This is a genomic window from Pseudomonas alkylphenolica (assembly GCF_004025535.1).
Taxonomy (GTDB): Bacteria; Pseudomonadota; Gammaproteobacteria; order Pseudomonadales; family Pseudomonadaceae; genus Aquipseudomonas; species Aquipseudomonas alkylphenolica_A.
The window spans coordinates 50,797-68,949 of record NZ_QJRG01000049.1; the positions used below are offsets into that span (position 1 = coordinate 50,797).

The 18,153-nt window shown below is 62.2% G+C and carries 15 protein-coding genes; 9 read left to right on the forward strand and 6 right to left on the reverse strand.

Annotation, left to right across the window (positions count from 1 at the left end; all coding sequences use genetic code 11):
• Both DM813_RS23770 and mnmC read right to left on the reverse strand, forming a co-directional pair.
• Complete coding sequence (locus tag DM813_RS23770; protein ID WP_128325864.1) at positions 1–1,788, reverse strand: N-acetylglutaminylglutamine amidotransferase; 1,788 nt, start codon at positions 1,786–1,788, stop codon at positions 1–3.
• 103 nt (positions 1,789–1,891) lie between these two features.
• A complete protein-coding gene (gene mnmC, locus DM813_RS23775; protein ID WP_128325865.1) occupies positions 1,892–3,883 on the reverse strand; it encodes a bifunctional tRNA (5-methylaminomethyl-2-thiouridine)(34)-methyltransferase MnmD/FAD-dependent 5-carboxymethylaminomethyl-2-thiouridine(34) oxidoreductase MnmC in 1,992 nt (663 codons plus the stop codon).
• Between the two features lie 95 nt (positions 3,884–3,978).
• Here mnmC and pap point away from each other — a divergent pair, with 95 nt between their 5' ends.
• Both pap and DM813_RS23785 read left to right on the forward strand, forming a co-directional pair.
• Entirely contained in the window at positions 3,979–5,472 is a 1,494-nt protein-coding gene (gene pap, locus DM813_RS23780) for a polyphosphate:AMP phosphotransferase (protein WP_128325866.1), read from the forward strand.
• Positions 5,473–5,630: 158 nt separating this feature from the next.
• Positions 5,631–6,587, forward strand: a complete 957-nt coding sequence (locus DM813_RS23785; RefSeq protein ID WP_128325867.1) for a DMT family transporter — start codon at positions 5,631–5,633, stop codon at positions 6,585–6,587.
• A 1-nt stretch (position 6,588) separates the two neighbouring features.
• Here the strand turns inward: DM813_RS23785 and DM813_RS23790 are convergent, their stop codons facing one another.
• Complete coding sequence (locus DM813_RS23790; protein ID WP_128325868.1) at positions 6,589–7,983, reverse strand: class II fumarate hydratase; 1,395 nt, start codon at positions 7,981–7,983, stop codon at positions 6,589–6,591.
• A gap of 156 nt (positions 7,984–8,139) precedes the next feature.
• On the opposite strand from DM813_RS23790, the gene DM813_RS23795 reads away from it, so the two are divergent.
• From DM813_RS23795 to DM813_RS23825, 7 genes are all read left to right on the forward strand, one after another.
• Complete coding sequence (locus DM813_RS23795) at positions 8,140–8,664, forward strand: DUF2059 domain-containing protein (protein ID WP_128325869.1); 525 nt, start codon at positions 8,140–8,142, stop codon at positions 8,662–8,664.
• Positions 8,665–8,678: 14 nt separating this feature from the next.
• Positions 8,679–8,978, forward strand: coding sequence for a BolA family protein (locus DM813_RS23800; RefSeq protein WP_128325870.1), 300 nt, complete (start codon positions 8,679–8,681; stop codon positions 8,976–8,978).
• Between the two features lie 107 nt (positions 8,979–9,085).
• Positions 9,086–10,024 carry a rhodanese-related sulfurtransferase gene (locus DM813_RS23805; RefSeq protein ID WP_128325871.1) on the forward strand — a complete coding sequence of 313 codons (939 nt, stop codon included), beginning with the start codon at positions 9,086–9,088 and terminating at the stop codon, positions 10,022–10,024.
• 3 nt (positions 10,025–10,027) lie between these two features.
• Entirely contained in the window at positions 10,028–10,660 is a 633-nt protein-coding gene (locus tag DM813_RS23810) for a DsbA family protein (RefSeq protein ID WP_128325872.1), read from the forward strand.
• On the forward strand, positions 10,653–12,485 hold the full coding sequence (locus DM813_RS23815; RefSeq protein ID WP_128325873.1) for an ABC transporter ATP-binding protein: 1,833 nt from the start codon (positions 10,653–10,655) through the stop codon (positions 12,483–12,485). Before DM813_RS23810 ends, DM813_RS23815 begins: the two co-directional genes overlap by 8 nt.
• Positions 12,486–12,596: 111 nt before the next feature.
• A complete protein-coding gene (locus tag DM813_RS23820; protein WP_128325874.1) occupies positions 12,597–15,053 on the forward strand; it encodes an EAL domain-containing protein in 2,457 nt (818 codons plus the stop codon).
• Between the two features lie 70 nt (positions 15,054–15,123).
• Positions 15,124–15,876, forward strand: a complete 753-nt coding sequence (locus tag DM813_RS23825) for a TenA family transcriptional regulator (RefSeq protein ID WP_431312012.1) — start codon at positions 15,124–15,126, stop codon at positions 15,874–15,876.
• Between the two features lie 2 nt (positions 15,877–15,878).
• Here DM813_RS23825 and DM813_RS23830 read toward each other — a convergent pair whose 3' ends face one another.
• The 3 genes from DM813_RS23830 to ubiG form a co-directional block, all read right to left on the reverse strand.
• On the reverse strand, positions 15,879–16,619 hold the full coding sequence (locus DM813_RS23830; RefSeq protein WP_128325876.1) for a YciK family oxidoreductase: 741 nt from the start codon (positions 16,617–16,619) through the stop codon (positions 15,879–15,881).
• Positions 16,620–16,718: 99 nt separating this feature from the next.
• Complete coding sequence (gene mupP / locus DM813_RS23835; RefSeq protein ID WP_128325877.1) at positions 16,719–17,390, reverse strand: N-acetylmuramic acid 6-phosphate phosphatase MupP; 672 nt, start codon at positions 17,388–17,390, stop codon at positions 16,719–16,721.
• Positions 17,391–17,392: 2 nt separating this feature from the next.
• Positions 17,393–18,091, reverse strand: a complete 699-nt coding sequence (ubiG, locus tag DM813_RS23840; protein WP_128325878.1) for a bifunctional 2-polyprenyl-6-hydroxyphenol methylase/3-demethylubiquinol 3-O-methyltransferase UbiG — start codon at positions 18,089–18,091, stop codon at positions 17,393–17,395.
• Positions 18,092–18,153: the final 62 nt, after the last annotated feature.

Consider the following 18,153-nt stretch of genomic DNA (forward strand, 5'->3'; position numbering starts at 1 on the left):
TCAGATTCCTTGTTCGCTGAGCCACAGGTTCAGGGCGGCCAGTTGCCAGAGCTTCGAGCCGCGCAACGGCGTCAGCTGGCCATGCGGGTCGCTGAGCAGGCGGTCGAGGGCAGCCGGTTCGAACAGGCCACGGTCCTGGCTGGGGTCCAGCAGCAGTTCGCGAACCCAGTCCAGCGTCGCGCCTTGCAGGTGCTTGAGCCCTGGCACCGGGAAGTAGCCTTTCTTGCGGTCGATCACTTGCGCAGGAATCACCAGGCGCGCGGCTTCCTTGAGCACTTGCTTGCCGCCATCGGGCAGCTTGAAGCGCGCCGGAACACGCGCCGACAGCTCCACCAGGCGGTAATCGAGGAACGGCGTGCGCGCCTCCAGGCCCCAGGCCATGGTCATGTTGTCGACGCGTTTGACCGGGTCGTCGACCAGCATCACCGTGCTGTCCAGACGCAACGCTTTGTCCACCGCAGCGCTGGCCCCCGGCTGGGCGAAATGCCTGCGGACAAAATCACCGGCGGCGTCGTGGTCAAGGCGCCAGGGTTGCTGCACGGTGGCCGCGTAGTCGTCGAAACTGCGGTCGAAAAAGGCCTCGCGGTAGGCGTCGTATGGTTGCTGAGCACCATCGACTTGCGGGTACCAGTGGTAACCGGCGAACAACTCATCGGCGCCCTGGCCGCTTTGCACCACCTTGCAGTGCTTGGCCACCTCGCGCGACAGCAGGTAGAAGGCAATGCAGTCATGGCTGACCATCGGTTCACTCATGGCGCGGAACGCCGCTGGCAATTGCTCGATGATTTCGCGTTCATCGATGCGCAGCTGGTGATGACGGGTGCCGTAGTGACGAGCGATCAGGTCGGAGTACTGGAACTCGTCGCCGCGCTCGCCACCGGCATCTTCAAAGCCGATGGAAAAGGTCGACAGGTCGTCGACGCCGACTTCGCGCAGCAGGCCGACCAGCAAGCTGGAGTCGACGCCGCCGGACAACAGCACGCCGACGTCCACCGCCGCCCGTTGGCGGATGGCTACCGCTTCACGGGTGCTGTCCAGCACGCGGTCGCGCCAGTCTTCCAGGGTCAGGTCCTGCTCATCGGTGCGCGGGCCGTAATGCAGTTGCCACCACACCTGTTGCTCGACACGGCCCTGGGCATCGACGCGCATCCAGGTAGCTGGCGGCAGTTTCTCGATGTTCGCCAGCAGAGTGCGTGGCGCCGGTACCACGGCATGAAAGTTGAGGTAGTGGTTGAGCGCTACCGGGTCGAGCACCGGGTTGATGTCGCCGCCCTTCATTAGTGCCGGCAGGCTCGACGCAAAGCGCAGGCGTTCGCCGGTGCGCGACAGGTACAACGGCTTGACCCCCAGGCGGTCGCGGGCGAGGAACAGCTGCTGGCTGTCGCGCTCCCAGATCGCCAGGGCGAACATGCCGTTCAGGCGTGGCAGCAGGTCGGCGCCCCAGGCATGATAGCCCTTGAGCAGCACCTCGGTATCGCCATCCGAATAGAAGGCATAGCCGAGGTTTTCCAGCTCGCTGCGCAGCTCCGGAAAGTTGTAGATGGCACCGTTGAAGGCCAATGACAGACCCAATTGGTTGTCGATCATCGGCTGCGCCGAGCCGTCGGACAGGTCCATGATCTTCAGGCGGCGATGGCCCAGGGCAATCGGGCCCTGGCTATGAAAGCCCCAGGCGTCGGGGCCGCGAGGTGCCAGGTGATGGGTCATCCGCTCGACCGCGGCGAGGTCCGCCGGGCGTGGTGAATGGGCAATGGGGGTGAAACGAAACTCTCCAGCTAATCCGCACATAAGTCCTTACCGGTTTTGCCGTTGGGGAAGGTGCCCGAACGCGGGCACATTGAAACTGACCGGCGCGGATAGCGAGAGTTTTAGATCGATCGGTTATAAGCGCTTAGCCTCGCTTGCCTTTGCCGCGTATCAGTTCGCGCAGCATGAAGCGATTCGGGTGGCAGGCCTCGGCGACGCTGCGCGGTACTGGCAGCGGTGCGTTGTCGGCCCAGGCGGCGATCAGTTCGCCCGACAGCGGCGCGGTGATCAGTCCGCGGGAACCATGGCCGCTGTTGATGTACAGGCCTTCGAGCCAAGGGCAGGGGGTGTCCGGCACTTGGCGGGCGTCCTTGGCCAACACCACATAGTGATGGTTGAACGCCTGATGGTCAGCCAACGGCCCGACAATGGGCAGGTAGTCAGGGCTGGTGCAGCGAAAGGCTGCCCGGCCCTGCAGGGTGTGAGGGTCCAGTTGGTGGGCGCCCAAGCGCTCGGCCAGGTCGCTGGAGATCTCTTCCAGCAGGCGCAGGTTGCCGATGTGCTCACCAGTGGTGGGGGCAAGGTCGACACTGTGAAAATCAAAGCTGGCGCCCAGGGTGTGTTCGCCGTCGCGCACTGGCGCGACGTAGCCGTCGGCGCAAACCACGGTGGCAAGTGCCTGGCTGTTGGTGGTCACCGGCAGCCGGGTGATCTGGCCGCGGATGCGCTTGAGCGGCAGGCTGGCGCAAGGTTCGAATCGCTGGATTTCGGCGGCGGTCGCCAGTACCACCAGCGGCGCGCTGTCGAGGAATTTCTCGCTTTCCCAGGCCTGCCACTGGCTGTCGACCTTGCGCAGCTCCAGCACCTGATGGTGAGTGAGCAAGGTGATGTTCGGGTGTTGCAACTGTACCTGGCACAAGGCCGGCGGATGCACCCAGCCCGCTTCCGGGTAGTACAAGCCGCCACTGGCCAGTCTTACGCCTGCCACCGCTTCGGCCTGCTCCCGCTGCAGCGGTTGTAGTAGCTGCGAGTTGAAGGCGTCGGCGAGTACCGCCTGGCGTTGCGCTTCCTTGGCATCGAAAGCCAGTTGCAAAACACCACAACTGTCCCAGTCGCGGCCACGCTGCAGGCGTTCGAGCAGGCGTCGGGTGTAACCGAAACCGCTGAGGATCAGGCGCGACAATGCCGTGCCGTGTGCCGACAGCTTGAGGTAGAGCACACCCTGCGGATTGCCGGATGCTTCGGCGGCAGCAGAGGCGTGGCGCTCCAGCACACTGACCTGCCAGCCGCGGGCAGCAAGGCTGGCAGCCGTCGCGCAACCGGCCAGGCCGGCACCAATGACCAGGGCTTTACGCGGGCCGGGCAGGGCAGGAGGGCGGGCGAACCAGGGAGCGACCGCGGGCGGTGCTGCAAGGGTTTCAGGCGCACCGCGAAAGACCCCGCGCAGCACCTCCCACTTCTTGCCGATGCCCGGAATGCGCTTCATCTCGAAGCCTACCGCAATCAGCCCGCGCCGCACCCAACCGGTACTGGTGAAGGTTCCCAGGGTGGCATTGGCGGCGCTAAGCCGGCCGATCTGGGTGAACAGCTCCGGTGTCCACATCTGCGGGTTTTTTGCCGGGGCAAAACCGTCAAGGAACCAGGCGTCGACTGCGGCGTCCAGTTGCGGTAACTGCTCCAGGGCATCACCGATCATCAGGGTCAGCCGTACCCGGCCCTGCTCGAGGACAAAGCTCTGAAACCCTTCGTGTACGGCGACGTACTGCTCCAGCAACGGCGTGCTGAAGGGCGCCAGCTCCGGCCACAGGGCCAGGGCGCGATTCAGGTCGGCGTGGCTGAGCGGGTACTTTTCAACGCTGACGAAATGCAGGCGGGCGTCAGGCCTGGCGCATTCGCTGAACAGCTGCCAGGCGCAAAAGAAATTCAACCCTGTACCGAAGCCGGTTTCACCGATCACCAGGCACTGGTCGGGCGCCATCGCGCTGAAGCGCTGGCGCAAGTCGTTCTGGTCGATGAACACATGGCGGGTCTCTTCCAGGCTCTGCTCCTTGGAAAAGTAGATGTCATCGAACTGGCGAGAGTGGGGGCGGCCCTGGTCGTCCCAGTCGATCTGGGCGTAGTGGGTTACTTCGGTCATGGTCGGCTCAGGCATGTCTAGAGCGGCATTTTAGCTTACCCGGACAAAGACTTCCCGGATCCGCTAGTCTTGCTTATCCATGTAGGGAGCCTGGTATGTTCGAATCCGCTGAAATTGGTCACGCCATCGACAAAGAAACCTACGACGCCGAAGTACCGGCGTTACGCGAGGCCTTGCTCGAGGCGCAGTTCGAGCTCAAACAGCAGGCGCGTTTTCCTGTGATCGTGTTGATCAACGGCATTGAAGGTGCCGGCAAGGGCGAGACGGTAAAACTGCTTAACGAGTGGATGGATCCGCGTTTGATTGAAGTGCGTACCTTCGATCAGCAGACCGATGAGGAACTGGCCCGGCCACCGGCCTGGCGGTACTGGCGCGCTCTGCCGGCCAAAGGACGGATCGGCGTGTTTTTCGGCAATTGGTACAGCCAGATGCTGCAGGGGCGGGTGCATGGCCTGTTCAAGGATGCGGTGCTCGACCAGGCCATTCGCGGTGCCGAGCGCCTTGAAGAAATGCTCTGCGATGAAGGCGCCCTGATCATCAAGTTCTGGTTCCACCTGTCGAAAAAGCAGATGAAAGCCCGGCTCAAGGCGCTCAAGGACGATCCGTTGCACAGCTGGCGGATCAGCCCGCTGGATTGGCAGCAGTCGGAAACCTATGACCGCTTTGTGCGCTTTGGCGAGCGGGTATTGCGCCAGACCAGCCGTGACTATGCGCCCTGGCATGTGATCGAAGGGGTTGATCCGCATTACCGCAGCCTGGCGGTCGGGCGCATTTTGCTTGAGGGCCTGCAGGCCGCGCTAAAGGCCCAGCATGGTCCGGTGCACCAAGCCAACATCGCCCCACTGGGCCGGGCAATAGATCAGCGCAGCTTGCTCGATAGCCTGGACATGAGCCTGCGTCTGGACAAGAACGACTACCAGGAACAGTTGATCACCGAGCAGGCGCGCCTGGCCGGTTTGCTGCGTGACAAACGCATGCGTCGTCACGCGCTGGTGGCGGTGTTCGAAGGCAACGATGCTGCCGGCAAGGGTGGCGCCATCCGCCGCGTGGCGGCAGCACTGGACCCGCGCCAATACCGCATCGTGCCGATTGCCGCACCCACTGAAGAAGAGCGTGCACAACCTTACCTGTGGCGCTTTTGGCGGCATGTGCCGGCGCGCGGCAAGTTCACCGTGTTCGACAGGTCGTGGTACGGGCGGGTGCTGGTCGAACGCGTGGAAGGCTTCTGCACGCAGGCCGACTGGATGCGCGCCTATGGTGAGATCAATGATTTTGAAGAGCAACTGACCGGTGCCGGCGTGGTGCTGGTCAAGTTCTGGTTGTCGATTGATCAGCAAACCCAGCTGGAACGTTTCCAGGAACGTGAGCAGATTCCGTTCAAGCGTTTCAAGATCACTGAGGAAGACTGGCGCAATCGCGAAAAGTGGGGCGAGTACGCGCAGGCGGTGGGCGACATGGTCGACCGTACCAGCACCGAGATTGCACCCTGGACCCTGGTGGAGGCCAACGACAAGCGCTGGGCTCGGGTTAAGGTGCTGCGCACCATCAACGATGCCCTGGAAGCGGCGTTCAAGAAAGACAAGAAATGACCATAGAAGCTTTCGCGGGTTTACCCGCGAAGCTGGCATTTCTGACAGGAACTGAAGGAATGAACTACTGAAATCTTTTCCTCAATTGTATCTGTCGGCCTGCCATGCCCACCCCGTAGAATCCAGTCTCCCCCCACCATAGGGCTATCGAGGCTGGTATGCACATTTCTTCCGGGCGCTGGGTCTATGGCCTTTGTCTTTCGCTATTGACCGCAGTCCTCTGGGGCATCCTGCCGATCAAACTCAAGCAGGTACTGCAGGTGATGGACCCGATCACCGTAACCTGGTTTCGCCTGATGGTTTCCGGTGGCCTGTTGCTGGCCTGGCTGGCCGCGAGCAGGCGCCTGCCGTCGTTCAGCCGGCTCGGGCGCAAGGGCCTGGTACTGGTGGCGTTGGCCACCGGCGGCCTGGTCGGCAATTACGTGCTGTACCTGATGGGCCTGAACCTGCTCAGCCCCGGCACCGCGCAACTGGTCGTGCAACTGGGGCCGGTGTTGTTGCTGGTGGCCAGCGTGTTCCTGTTCAAGGAGCGCTTCAGCCTCGGGCAAGGGGTAGGGCTGCTGATCCTGCTCATGGGCTTTGGCCTGTTCTTCAATCAGCGCCTGGAAGAGCTGCTGACCTCCCTGAGCGTTTACACCACCGGTGTACTGACCATCATTCTGGCCACCACCATCTGGGTGTTCTATGCCCTGAGCCAGAAGCAGTTGCTGACGGTGTGGAATTCGATGCAGGTAATGATGGTGATCTACCTGTGCTGCGCGGTGCTGCTCACGCCGTGGGTGCACCCGCTGGAAGCGCTGCAGTTGAGCCCGCTGCAAGGCTGGCTGTTGCTCGCCTGCTGCCTCAACACGCTGGTGGCCTACGGTGCGTTTGCCGAGGCACTGGCGCACTGGGAAGCATCCAAGGTCAGCGCCACCCTGGCGGTCACCCCGTTGATTACCTTTGTTGCGGTCGCGCTGGCCGCCTGGTTCTGGCCTGACTATGTGCACGCCGAGCAGATCAACACGCTGGGTTATATCGGCGCACTGGTGGTGGTGCTTGGCTCGGCGCTGACTGCGCTGGGCCCTTCGATCATGGCCGGCTTGCGGGCCAGGCGCGTGCGCCTGGCCCGGTGACTCAACCCTTTTTACCGGGTTCGAGCATGTCTTGCGGGCGCACCCACTGGTCGAATTGCTCGTTGGTCAGGTAACCCAGGGTCAAGGCCGCCTCGCGTAGCGTGCGGCCTTCGCTGTAGGCCTTCTTGGCGATTTCGGCTGCCTTGTCGTAGCCAATGTGCGGGTTGAGTGCGGTCACCAGCATCAGCCCGCGCTCCAGGTGCGCGGCCATCTGCTCGGCATCCGGTTCGATACCGGCCACGCAGTGCTGCTGGAAGTTGCGACAGCCGTCTGCGAGCAGTTCGATGGACTGCAGCAGGTTGTGGATGATCACCGGTTTGAACACGTTCAACTGCAGGTGCCCCTGGCTTGCGGCAAAGCCGATCGCAGTGTCGTTGCCCAGTACCTGGCAGGCCAGCATCGACAAGGCCTCGCACTGGGTCGGGTTGACCTTGCCGGGCATGATCGAGCTGCCCGGCTCGTTGGCCGGCAGGCGCACTTCGGCCAGGCCTGCGCGCGGCCCGGAACCAAGCAGGCGCAGGTCGTTGGCGAGTTTCATCAGTGCCACCGCCAGGGTCTTGAGGCCGCCTGCGAGGGTGGTCAGCGGCTCGTGCCCGGCGAGGGCGGCAAATTTGTTCGGTGCGGTGACGAAAGGCAGGCCGGAGAGGGCGGCAAGCTCCGCCGCAATGGCTTCGGCAAAGCCGTGTGGAGCGTTCAGCCCTGTGCCTACTGCAGTACCGCCCTGCGCCAGTTCGCAGACTGCCGGCAGTGCAGAGTGGATGGCCCGCTGGGCGTAATCAAGCTGAGCCACATACGCTGAGACCTCTTGGCCGAAGGTGATCGGTGTGGCATCCATCATGTGCGTGCGGCCAGTCTTGACCAGGTGCTGGTGGCGCGCCGACAACTCAGCCAAACCGGCCGACAACTCGGCAATCGCCGGCAACAAGTGGTGCTGGACAGCCTGTGCAGCGGCTATATGCATGGCGGTGGGAAAGCAGTCATTGGAACTTTGCGAACGATTGACGTGGTCGTTGGGGTGTACCGGAAGCTTGCCGCCGCGGCCTTTGCCGGCCAGTTCGTTGGCGCGCCCGGCGATCACTTCATTGACGTTCATGTTGCTCTGGGTACCGCTGCCGGTCTGCCAGACGACGAGCGGGAACTGGTCGTCGAGCTGACCATCGAGTACTTCGTCGGCGGCTTGTTCGATCAGCCGGGCAATATCGGCCGAGAGGTCTCCGTTGCGGCTGTTGACCCGTGCAGCGGCCTTCTTGATCAGCGCCAGGGCATGCAGAACGGCCAGCGGCATACGTTCCTTGCCAATGGCGAAATTGATCAGCGAGCGTTGTGTCTGCGCGCCCCAATAGGCCAGCTCAGGAACTTCGACCGGCCCGAGGCTGTCAGTTTCGATACGGCTCATGCTGCACTCACTCCCTTGTGGTCTGAATTCGCAGTTTAGGTCCCTTTTTGTCGCGGCGGTTCCATCGCTCGTCGACCCACTTGAGTGCTGTGCCCGAGTCGGCGCAGAATGCTCGACTCCGGGGTACTACCTCCTCTGTCTAATGAAGGATTTCCGATGACCCGTCTTCGCGCCCTTTGCACCGCTGTTGCGCTGGTCTGCGCCAGCGGCCAGGTGCTTGCCGATACCGCCAGCCACAACGCCAGTGCCGAAAAATTCCTCATGATGGCGCACGCTGACAAGCTTGGCACCCCGGTCTACATGCAGGTGCAGCAGATGTTTGCCCAGCGTTTTGAACAGACCAAGGCACCTGCGTCGAAAAAATCCGTGCTCGACAGCTACCAGGCCAAGGCCAACGCCGCCCTGGACCAGGCTATTGGCTGGAACAAGCTGAAGCCGGACATGGTCAAGCTGTACACCAGCACCTTCACTGAAAGCGAGCTCAAGGACCTGGTTGCCTTCTACCAGTCGCCACTGGGCAAGAAAGTCCTGGAGAAAATGCCTCAGGTTACCCAGCAGTCGGCTCAGCTGACCCAGCAGAAGCTGGAAAGCGCGGTGCCTGTGGTCAACAAGCTGCTGGCTGACATGACCAAGGAACTGGATCCGAACGCTGGCAAGGCCGCCGCCCCAGCGAAGAAGTAAACGCGGAGCTTTCCATGTCGATGCAGCAAAAGATTGAACAAAGCCTGGCCGCGCTGGCGCCGCAGCACCTGTCGGTGCTCGACGAAAGCCACATGCACAGCCGTGGGCAAGAAACCCATTACAAGGCGGTGCTGGTCAGCGAGCAGTTTGCAGGCCTGAACAGCGTCAAGCGCCACCAGAAGGTCTATGCCACCCTGGGTGAGCTGATGGGGCAGTTCCATGCCCTGGCCCTGCACACCTACACACCCGAAGAGTGGCAGAAGGTCGGTGCAGCGCCGGCTTCGCCCACCTGCGCAGGTGGCAGCAAACACTGATTTCATCGTCAGGTTTTTGCTAGAATGTGCAACGCGCCGCTCGTCGGCGCGTTTTTTTTGCCATCCGGTCCGCCCTTTGCGAGGGTGACCACCTGGAGATTTATTGCATGACCCAAGCTATCGTCGTGGCGGCGCTGTACAAATTCGTCACCCTGAAAGATTACGTCGAGCTGCGCGAGCCGCTGCTCGAAAGCATGACGGCCAATGGCATCAAGGGCACCCTGTTGCTGGCCGAGGAAGGTATCAACGGCACCGTTTCCGGTACCCGCGAAGGGATCGACGGCCTGCTGGCCTGGCTGCGCAGCGATGCGCGCCTGGTGGATATCGACCACAAGGAATCCTACTGCGACGAGCAGCCGTTCTATCGCACCAAGGTCAAACTCAAGAAAGAGATCGTCACCCTCGGTGTGCCTGGCGTCGACCCGAACCACACTGTCGGCACCTACGTCGAGCCGCAGGACTGGAATGCGCTGATCAGCGACCCGGAAGTGCTGTTGATTGACACCCGCAACGACTACGAAGTGGCGATTGGTACTTTCGAAGGTGCGATCGACCCGAAAACCACCACGTTTCGTGAGTTTCCCGAGTACATCAAGGCCAACTTCGACCCGTCGAAGCACAAAAAGGTGGCGATGTTCTGCACCGGCGGCATCCGCTGCGAGAAAGCCTCCAGCTACATGCTCGGTGAAGGTTTCGAAGAGGTCTATCATCTTAAGGGCGGGATCCTGAAATACCTCGAAGAGGTGCCTCAGGAGGAAAGCCGCTGGCAGGGCGACTGCTTCGTGTTCGACAACCGGGTCACCGTGCGCCACGACCTGACCGAAGGCGATTACGACCAGTGCCATGCCTGCCGTACCCCGATCAGCGTGGAAGACCGTGCGTCCGAGCACTATTCGCCAGGCATCAGCTGCCCGCATTGCTGGGACAGCCTGAGCGAAAAGACCCGGCGCAGCGCCGTCGACCGGCAGAAGCAGATCGAGCTGGCCAAGGCCCGCAACATGCCGCACCCGATCGGCCACAATTATCGTAAAGCTGCCGAGGCCTGATAGATGTCCGCACGCCTGCTCTATGTGATGGACCCGATGTGCTCCTGGTGTTGGGGGTTTGCCCCGGTGGCGCAGGCCCTGATCGCCCAGGCGCACGCCGCCGGGATCGAGACCCACCTGGTGCCCGGTGGCTTGCGCAGTGGCAGCACGCCGCTGGATGCCTCGACCCGGCGCTACATCCTTGAGCATTGGCAGGCGGTCAATGAAACCACGGGCCAGCCCTTCACCCTTGAAGGCGCCATGCCCGAAGGTTTTGTCTATGACACCGAGCCGGCCTGCCGGGCGCTGGTAACCGCGCGCGGCCTGGACCCGACGCGCACCTGGGCATTGCTGGCAGCGATCCAGCAGGCGTTTTATCAGGGCAGTGTCGACGTTACCCTGGCACCGGCGCTGGTTGATCTGGCCGAGCAGGTCGGTTTTGACCGCGCGGCGTTTGCCGAACGCTTCACCAGCACTGACGTGCGCGCTGCCACCGCTGCCGATTTCACCTGGGTACAGGACCTGGGCATTGCCGGCTTCCCGACCTTGCTGGCCGAACGCAATGGCCAGCTGGCGTTGCTGACCAACGGCTATCAGTCGCTCGATGCCTTGAGTCCGTTGCTCGGCCGCTGGCTGCAGCAGGCTGCCTGTGCTTGACGTGCCAGGGTCACCCGACCCTGTGCCGGGGCCTGCCCCGGTTGTTGCCGATCGCCTGAGCTGGGCGGAAATTCGCCGTCTGGCCTTGCACCATAAAAAAGCCCTGTGGATTGCCAACGGCGTGGCCGTGTTGGCGGCGCTGTGCAGCGTACCGATCCCGTTGCTGCTGCCATTGCTGGTCGATGAGGTGCTGCTTGGCCATGGTGATGCCGCGCTCAAGTGGATGAACCAGCTGTTGCCGGGCGCCTGGCAAGTGGCGGCCGGCTACATCGGCCTGATGCTGGTCGTGACCCTGTGCCTGCGCTGTGCTGCACTGGCCTTCAACGTGGTGCAGGCCAAGTTGTTTGCCGGGCTGGCCAAAGACATTGTCTACCGCCTGCGCATCCGCCTGATCGAACGCCTCAAGCGTATCTCGCTCAAGGAATATGAAAGCCTGGGCAGCGGCACGGTGACCACCCACCTGGTGACCGACCTGGACACCCTGGACAAGTTTGTCGGCGAGACCCTGAGCCGCTTTCTGGTGGCCATGCTGACCCTGACCGGCACCGCTGCAATCCTGATGTGGATGCACTGGAAGCTGGCGCTATTGATCCTGCTGTTCAACCCCTTGGTGATTTTCGCCACGGTGCAGTTGGGCAAGCGGGTCAAACACCTGAAGAAGCTCGAGAACGACAGCACCTCGCGCTTTACCCAGGCGCTGACCGAGACCCTCGACGCGATCCAGGAGATCCGCGCCAGCAACCGCCAGGGCTATTTCCTCGGGCGTTTGGGCGTGCGTGCGCAAGAGGTGCGCAACTATGCCGTGGCCTCACAGTGGAAAAGCGACGCCAGTGGCCGCGCCAGTGGCCTGCTGTTTCAGTTTGGCATCGATATTTTCCGCGCAGCAGCGATGCTCACTGTGCTGTTTTCCGACCTGTCGATCGGGCAGATGCTGGCGGTGTTCAGCTACTTGTGGTTCATGATCGGCCCGGTCGAGCAGTTGCTCAACCTGCAGTACGCCTACTATGCCGCTGGCGGTGCCCTGAGTCGGCTCAACGAGTTGCTGGCCCGCGCCGACGAACCGCAATACCCCGGGGGTGTCGACCCCTTCAAAGGCCGTGACACCGTAGGGCTCGAAGTGCAGGGATTGCGTTTCGCGTATGCCGATGAACCGGTGCTCGACCACCTGAACCTGTCCATCGCCCCCGGGGAAAAGGTGGCGATTGTCGGTGCCAGTGGCGGTGGCAAAAGCACCCTGGTGCAGTTGCTGCTCGGGCTCTACAGCGCCCAGGCCGGCACCATTCGCTTTGGCGGTTCGACCTTGCAGGAAATCGGTCTGGAGACCCTGCGTGAGCATGTAGCGGTGGTGCTGCAGCATCCGTCGCTGTTCAACGATACGGTGCGCGCCAATCTGACCATGGGCCGCGATTGCAGTGACGAGGCCTGCTGGCAGGCCCTGGGTATCGCGCAGCTCGACACCACCATTGCGGCATTGCCACAGGGGCTGGATACCGTGGTCGGGCGCTCGGGTGTACGCCTGTCTGGCGGTCAGCGCCAGCGCTTGGCGATTGCGCGCATGGTCCTATCCGAGCCCAAGGTGGTGATTCTCGACGAAGCCACGTCGGCGCTGGATGCTGCTACCGAATACAACCTGCATCAGGCCCTGGCGCGCTTTCTGAGTGCGCGTACCACCTTGATCATTGCCCACCGGTTGTCTGCCGTGAAGCAGGCCGACCGGGTGCTGGTGTTTGATGGCGGGCATGTCGCCGAGGATGGCGATCATCAGCAACTGATTGCAGACGGCGGCTTGTACGCCAAGCTGTACGGTCATTTGCAACAGAGCTGATTGCAAAGTACGGAGTAATTGAGAAAAGCGCTCCAGTATTGAGGGCAAATAGCCTAGGCTGTGCATCTATAAGATCAAGAGATTCATCCGGCTCTGTGTGCAAGGGACCTCATGAAGCGAAAACGGACTCTCGAAGCCCCGAATTTGTTGGGCATCATCTGGCCTTTTGTTGCCGTGGTGTTGTTTCAGGCATTGCTCGGGAGCATCAGCTTGTACGCCTTGTCGGCGGTGCGTGGATATGTGGCGGGGGAAAGTCTCTGGTCCAAGGGCCAGAAAGACGCAATCTATTACCTCAACCTGTATGCCGATAGCCGCGACGAGGCGACTTTCCAGCGCTATCGCCAGGCGATTGCCGTGCCGTTGGGCGGCCATGACCTGCGTGTCGCCCTGGACTTGCCGACTCCGGACCTGGAGGCGGCGCGGCGCGGCCTGATCCAGGGCGGAAACCACCCTGACGACGTTTCCAGCATCATCTGGCTGTACTTGAACTTTCGCCAGGTCAGTTACCTGGAACGGGCCATCGAGCGTTGGGCCGTGGGTGACGGCTTCCTCAGCCAGCTGGACGAAGTCGCCCGGCAGATGCACGAGGGCTTTCGCCTGGGCAAGTTCGATACCGCGGCGGTTACGAACTGGAAAGCGCGCATTGCCGACATCAATGATGGTGTAACACCCGCGGCGCGCGCCTTCAGCGACGCCTTGGGTGAAGGATCGCGCAGGTTGCTGCAGCTGTTGCTGGTGACCAACCTGGCGACTGCGCTGTTCCTCATCGCGCTGGCCTGGATGCGCTCGAGCAAGTTGCTCACCCAGCGCCAGGCCTTTGCCAGTGCCTTGCAGGTCGAGAAGGAGCGGGCCCAGATCACCCTTGAATCGATTGGCGACGGGGTCATCACCACCGACGTTGACGGCTGCATCGCCTACATGAACCCGGCCGCCGAGCAATTGACCCACTGGCATGCCAGCCAGGCCCACGGCCTCCCTTTGGCGGCGCTGTTCAGCCTGCTCGATGAGAACGCCGAGAAAGACAACCTGACCCTCATCGAACACATCCTTGGCGGCGGCCTCAAGGGTGGTAGCGAGCACACCAAGCTGATCCAGCGCCTGGATGGCAGCACGGTATCGGTGACCCTGGTGGGCGCGCCGATCATGGCAGACGGTCAGGTGAGCGGTGTTGTACTGGTTCTGCATGACATGACCCAGGAGCGGCAGTACATCGCCAACCTGTCATGGCAGGCAACCCATGATGCGTTGACCGGGCTGGCCAACCGCCGCGAGTTCGAGTACCGCCTGGAGCAGGCGATCAACACCCTGGCGCGCAAGCCGGCGCGGCATGCCCTGATGTTCCTCGACCTCGACCAGTTCAAGCTGGTCAACGATACCTGTGGGCATGCTGCGGGTGATGAGTTGCTTCGGCACATTTGTGCGGTGTTGCAGGCGGGCTTGCGTGAGGGCGACACGCTGGCCCGGCTGGGCGGCGACGAGTTCGGGGTTCTGCTGGAGAACTGCCCGCCGGAACAGGCTGAGCGCATCGCCGAAAGCCTGCGTCAGGCGGTGCAAAGCCTGCATTTTGTCTGGAAGGCGCGCCCGTTCATGACCACGGTGAGCATTGGCCTTGTGCATGTCGCGCAGCTGCCCACCACGCTGGAGGCCTCGTTGCGCGCGGCCGACATGGCCTGCTACATGGCCAAGGAAAAAGGCCGAAACCGGGTGCAGGTGTACCACGCCGACGACAGTGAATTGTCCATACGCTTTGGCGAGATGGCCTGGATCCAGCGCCTGCATGTGGCCTTGGAGGAAAACCGGTTTTGCCTGTACGCCCAAGAGATCGCCGCCCTCGGGCCTGATGACGGCCCGGGGCACATTGAAATCCTCTTGCGCCTGCACGATGAAAACGGTCGGATCATTCTGCCGGACAGCTTTATTCCTGCTGCCGAGCGCTACGGTTTGATGACGGCGCTGGATCGCTGGGTGGTGCGCAGCGTCTTCATGGTGATTCGCCAGGGCCTGGATGAGCGGCGTGACGGTCCCCTGGCCATGTGCGCGATCAACCTGTCCGGCAGCAGCATTGGTGATGACAAATTCCTCGAGTACCTCAAGCGGCTGTTTGGTGAGTTCGCCATTCCGCCGCAAATGATTTGCTTCGAAATCACCGAAACCAGCGCCATTGCCAACCTGGGTAGCGCTATACGCTTTATCAACGAACTCAAGGCGCTGGGTTGCCGGTTCTCGCTGGATGACTTCTGTGCCGGGATGTCGTCATTTGCTTATTTGAAGCATTTGCCTGTAGATTTCCTGAAAATCGACGGAAGTTTTGTTAAAGACATGCTTGATGACCCGGTCAACCGGGCTATGGTTGAAGTCATCAATCACATCGGCCATGTCATGGGCAAACGCACCATTGCCGAATTTGTCGAGACGCCGTTGATCGAGCAGGCCCTGCAGGAAATTGGTGTCGATTACGCCCAGGGGTACCTGATCGAGCGGCCGCAGGTGTTCACCTGCGACAGCCTTCATCGCCAACGGATTGCCGCAAGGCCCCTGTTGTTCAAGGCGCCAGGGACCTTTCGCTGAAGATCCAACGATAATCACAAGGAACAAGGAGCTGACAGTGATTGACGCGTTCGTCCGTACCGGTCCATTGATGGACCCCACCAGTTACCCGCTTTGGGCCCAGCAGCTGATCAAGGACTGCCATGAGAGCAAGCGCCGGGTCGTCGAGCACGAACTTTACCAGCGCATGCGCGACGGCCGGCTCAGCGGTCGCACCATGCGCCAGTACCTGATTGGCGGCTGGCCGGTGGTCGAACAGTTCTCCCTGTACATGGCCAAGAACCTGACCAAGACCCGCTACGCTCGTCATCCTGGGGAGGACATGGCGCGCCGCTGGTTGATGCGCAACATTCGTGTCGAGCTCAATCATGCCGACTACTGGCTGAACTGGAGCCTGGCCCATGGCGTGAGCCTTGAAGACCTGCAAAACCAGGACGTACCGACCGAGCTCAATGCCTTGAGTGACTGGTGCTGGCATACCTGTGCGGCCGACTCGCTGGTGGTTGCCATTGCCGCTACCAACTATGCCATTGAAGGTGCCACCGGTGAGTGGTCGGCGGTGGTGTGCTCGACGGGGGCCTACGCTCAGGGCTTCCCGGAAGAAGGGCGCAAGCGCGCGATGAAGTGGCTGAAGATGCATGCCCAGTACGACGATGCGCACCCGTGGGAGGCGCTGGAAATCGTCTGCACACTGGTCGGCAACAACCCGCCGCAAGCGTTGCAGGCGCAGTTGCGCCGGGCCATCTGCAAGAGCTATGACTACATGTACCTGTTCCTTGAGCGCTGCATGCAGCAGGAACAGCGCCAGCCCGCCCGTCTCCAGGCGGAACTGGTCGAGGGCTGAGCCTACTGGGCGTTGAACGCCTGGCCGTTGACGCCGGTACTGTCCGGGCCCATCAGGTACAGATAGACCGGCATGATCTGTTCGGGCAGCGGATTATTCTCCGGGTTCTCGCCCGGATAAGCCTGGGCGCGCATGCTGGTGCGGGTCGCGCCCGGGTTGACGCTGTTGGCACGCACCGGCGCCACGCCTTCCAGTTCGTCGGCCAGGGTCTGCATCAGGCCCTCGGTAGCGAACTTCGACACCCCATAAGCACCCCAGTAAGCACGGCCTTTGCGCCCGACACTGCTGGAGGTGAAGACCACTGAAGCATCCGCAGACAGCTTGAGCAGCGGCAGCAGGGTGCTGGTGAGCATGAACATGGCATTGACGTTGATCTGCATGACGCGCATGAAGTTGTCGCCAGACAACTGCTCGAGCGGCGTGCGCGGGCCAATGATCGAGGCGTTGTGCAGCAGGCCGTCGATGTGGCCGAACTCGCTTTCGATCATGGCGGCGAGTTCGTCGTACTGGTGGGGCAGGGCCGTTTCCAGGTTGAACGGAATGACCGCAGGCTTTGGATGGCCGGCCGCTTCAATTTCGTCATACACCTGGGTCAGGTTGCCTTCGGTCTTGCCCAGCAGCAGTACCGTGGCGCCATGGGCGGCGTAGGCCTTGGCGGCCGCAGCGCCGATTCCGCGACCGGCGCCGGTGACCAGGATGGTCCGGCCGTTGAGCAGGTCGGGACGGGCGGAGTAATCAAACATGAGGTTGCCTCGTGATAGGGGGCTGGCAACGTCGGCATCCACGTTCTACAGGTGCCGACATTGCAGGCGAAGCAAGGCAGCGCCTTGCCAGCTCAGGGTTCAGCAGCCGCAAAGCGCGCTATCAAGCACCTTGCGCAGCTCCAGCGGATGATCGACGACTACATCCGCACCCCAGTTGTTGGGGTTGTCACTGGGATGAATATAGCCATAACGCACGGCAGCCGTGCGGGTGCCGGCATCGCGGCCCGACTCGATGTCGCGCAGGTCGTCGCCGACGAACAGGACGCTGGCCGGGTCCAGGTTCAGGGTCTTGCAGGCGAGAATCAGCGGCTCGGGGTCCGGCTTGCTGTTTTTCACATGATCCGGGCAGATCAGCAGGGCAGAGCGCTCGGCCAGGCCCAGTTGCTGCATGATCGGCTCGGCAAAGCGCACCGGCTTGTTGGTAACCACGCCCCACAGCAGGTTGGCTTTCTCGATGTCGGCCAGCAGTTCGGCCATGCCGTCGTAGAGTTTGCTGTGCACCGCGCAGCCTTGTTGGTAGCGCTCGAGGAACTCCAGGCGCAAGGCTTCGAACTCTGCAGCTTCCGGGTCAAGGTCGAAGGTCACCGAGACCATGGCCTTGGCTCCGCCGGAGACCACGTCGCGGATGCGTTGGTCGTCGATGGCGGGCAAGCCGCGCTCGGCCAGCATCGCCTGGCAGATGGCGATGAAATCCGGCGCCGTGTCGAGCAGGGTGCCGTCCATGTCGAAAAGTACTGCTCTCAGGCGCATGTTCATTCCTCGCGCAGGGTCTGGATCATGTAGTTGACGTCGACGTCGCTGGCCAGCTTGTAGTGCTTGGTCAGCGGGTTGTAGGTCAGGCCGATGATGTCCTTGACGGTAAGGCCGGCCTCGCGGCTCCAGGCGCCGAGCTCGGACGGGCGGATGAATTTCTTGAAGTCATGGGTACCACGTGGCAGCAGCTTCATGATGTATTCAGCGCCGATGATCGCGAACAGGTACGCCTTGGGGTTACGGTTGATGGTCGAGAAGAACACCTGGCCGCCGGGCTTGACCATGCGGAAGCAGGCGCGGATGACCGAGGACGGGTCCGGCACGTGTTCGAGCATCTCAAGGCAGGTGACCACGTCGAACTGCTCGGGCATTTCTTCGGCCAGGGCTTCGGCGGTGATCTGTCGGTACTCGACCTGAACGCCAGACTCGAGCTGGTGCAACTGGGCAACTGCCAGCGGCGCTTCGCCCATGTCGATACCGGTCACGGTGGCGCCGCGCTGGGCCATGGCTTCGCTGAGGATGCCGCCGCCGCAACCGACGTCGAGGACTTTCTTGCCAGCCAGCTTGACCCGCTCATCGATCCAGTTGACCCGCAGCGGGTTGATGTCGTGCAGGGGCTTGAACTCGCTTTCGCGGTCCCACCAGCGGTGGGCCAGGGCTTCGAACTTGGCGATTTCGGCGTGGTCGACGTTGCTCATGGATCGGTCCTCTGAAACTTTGATTAAAGGTGTCACAGGGTGGCAGTGATGGCTGCCGCCCG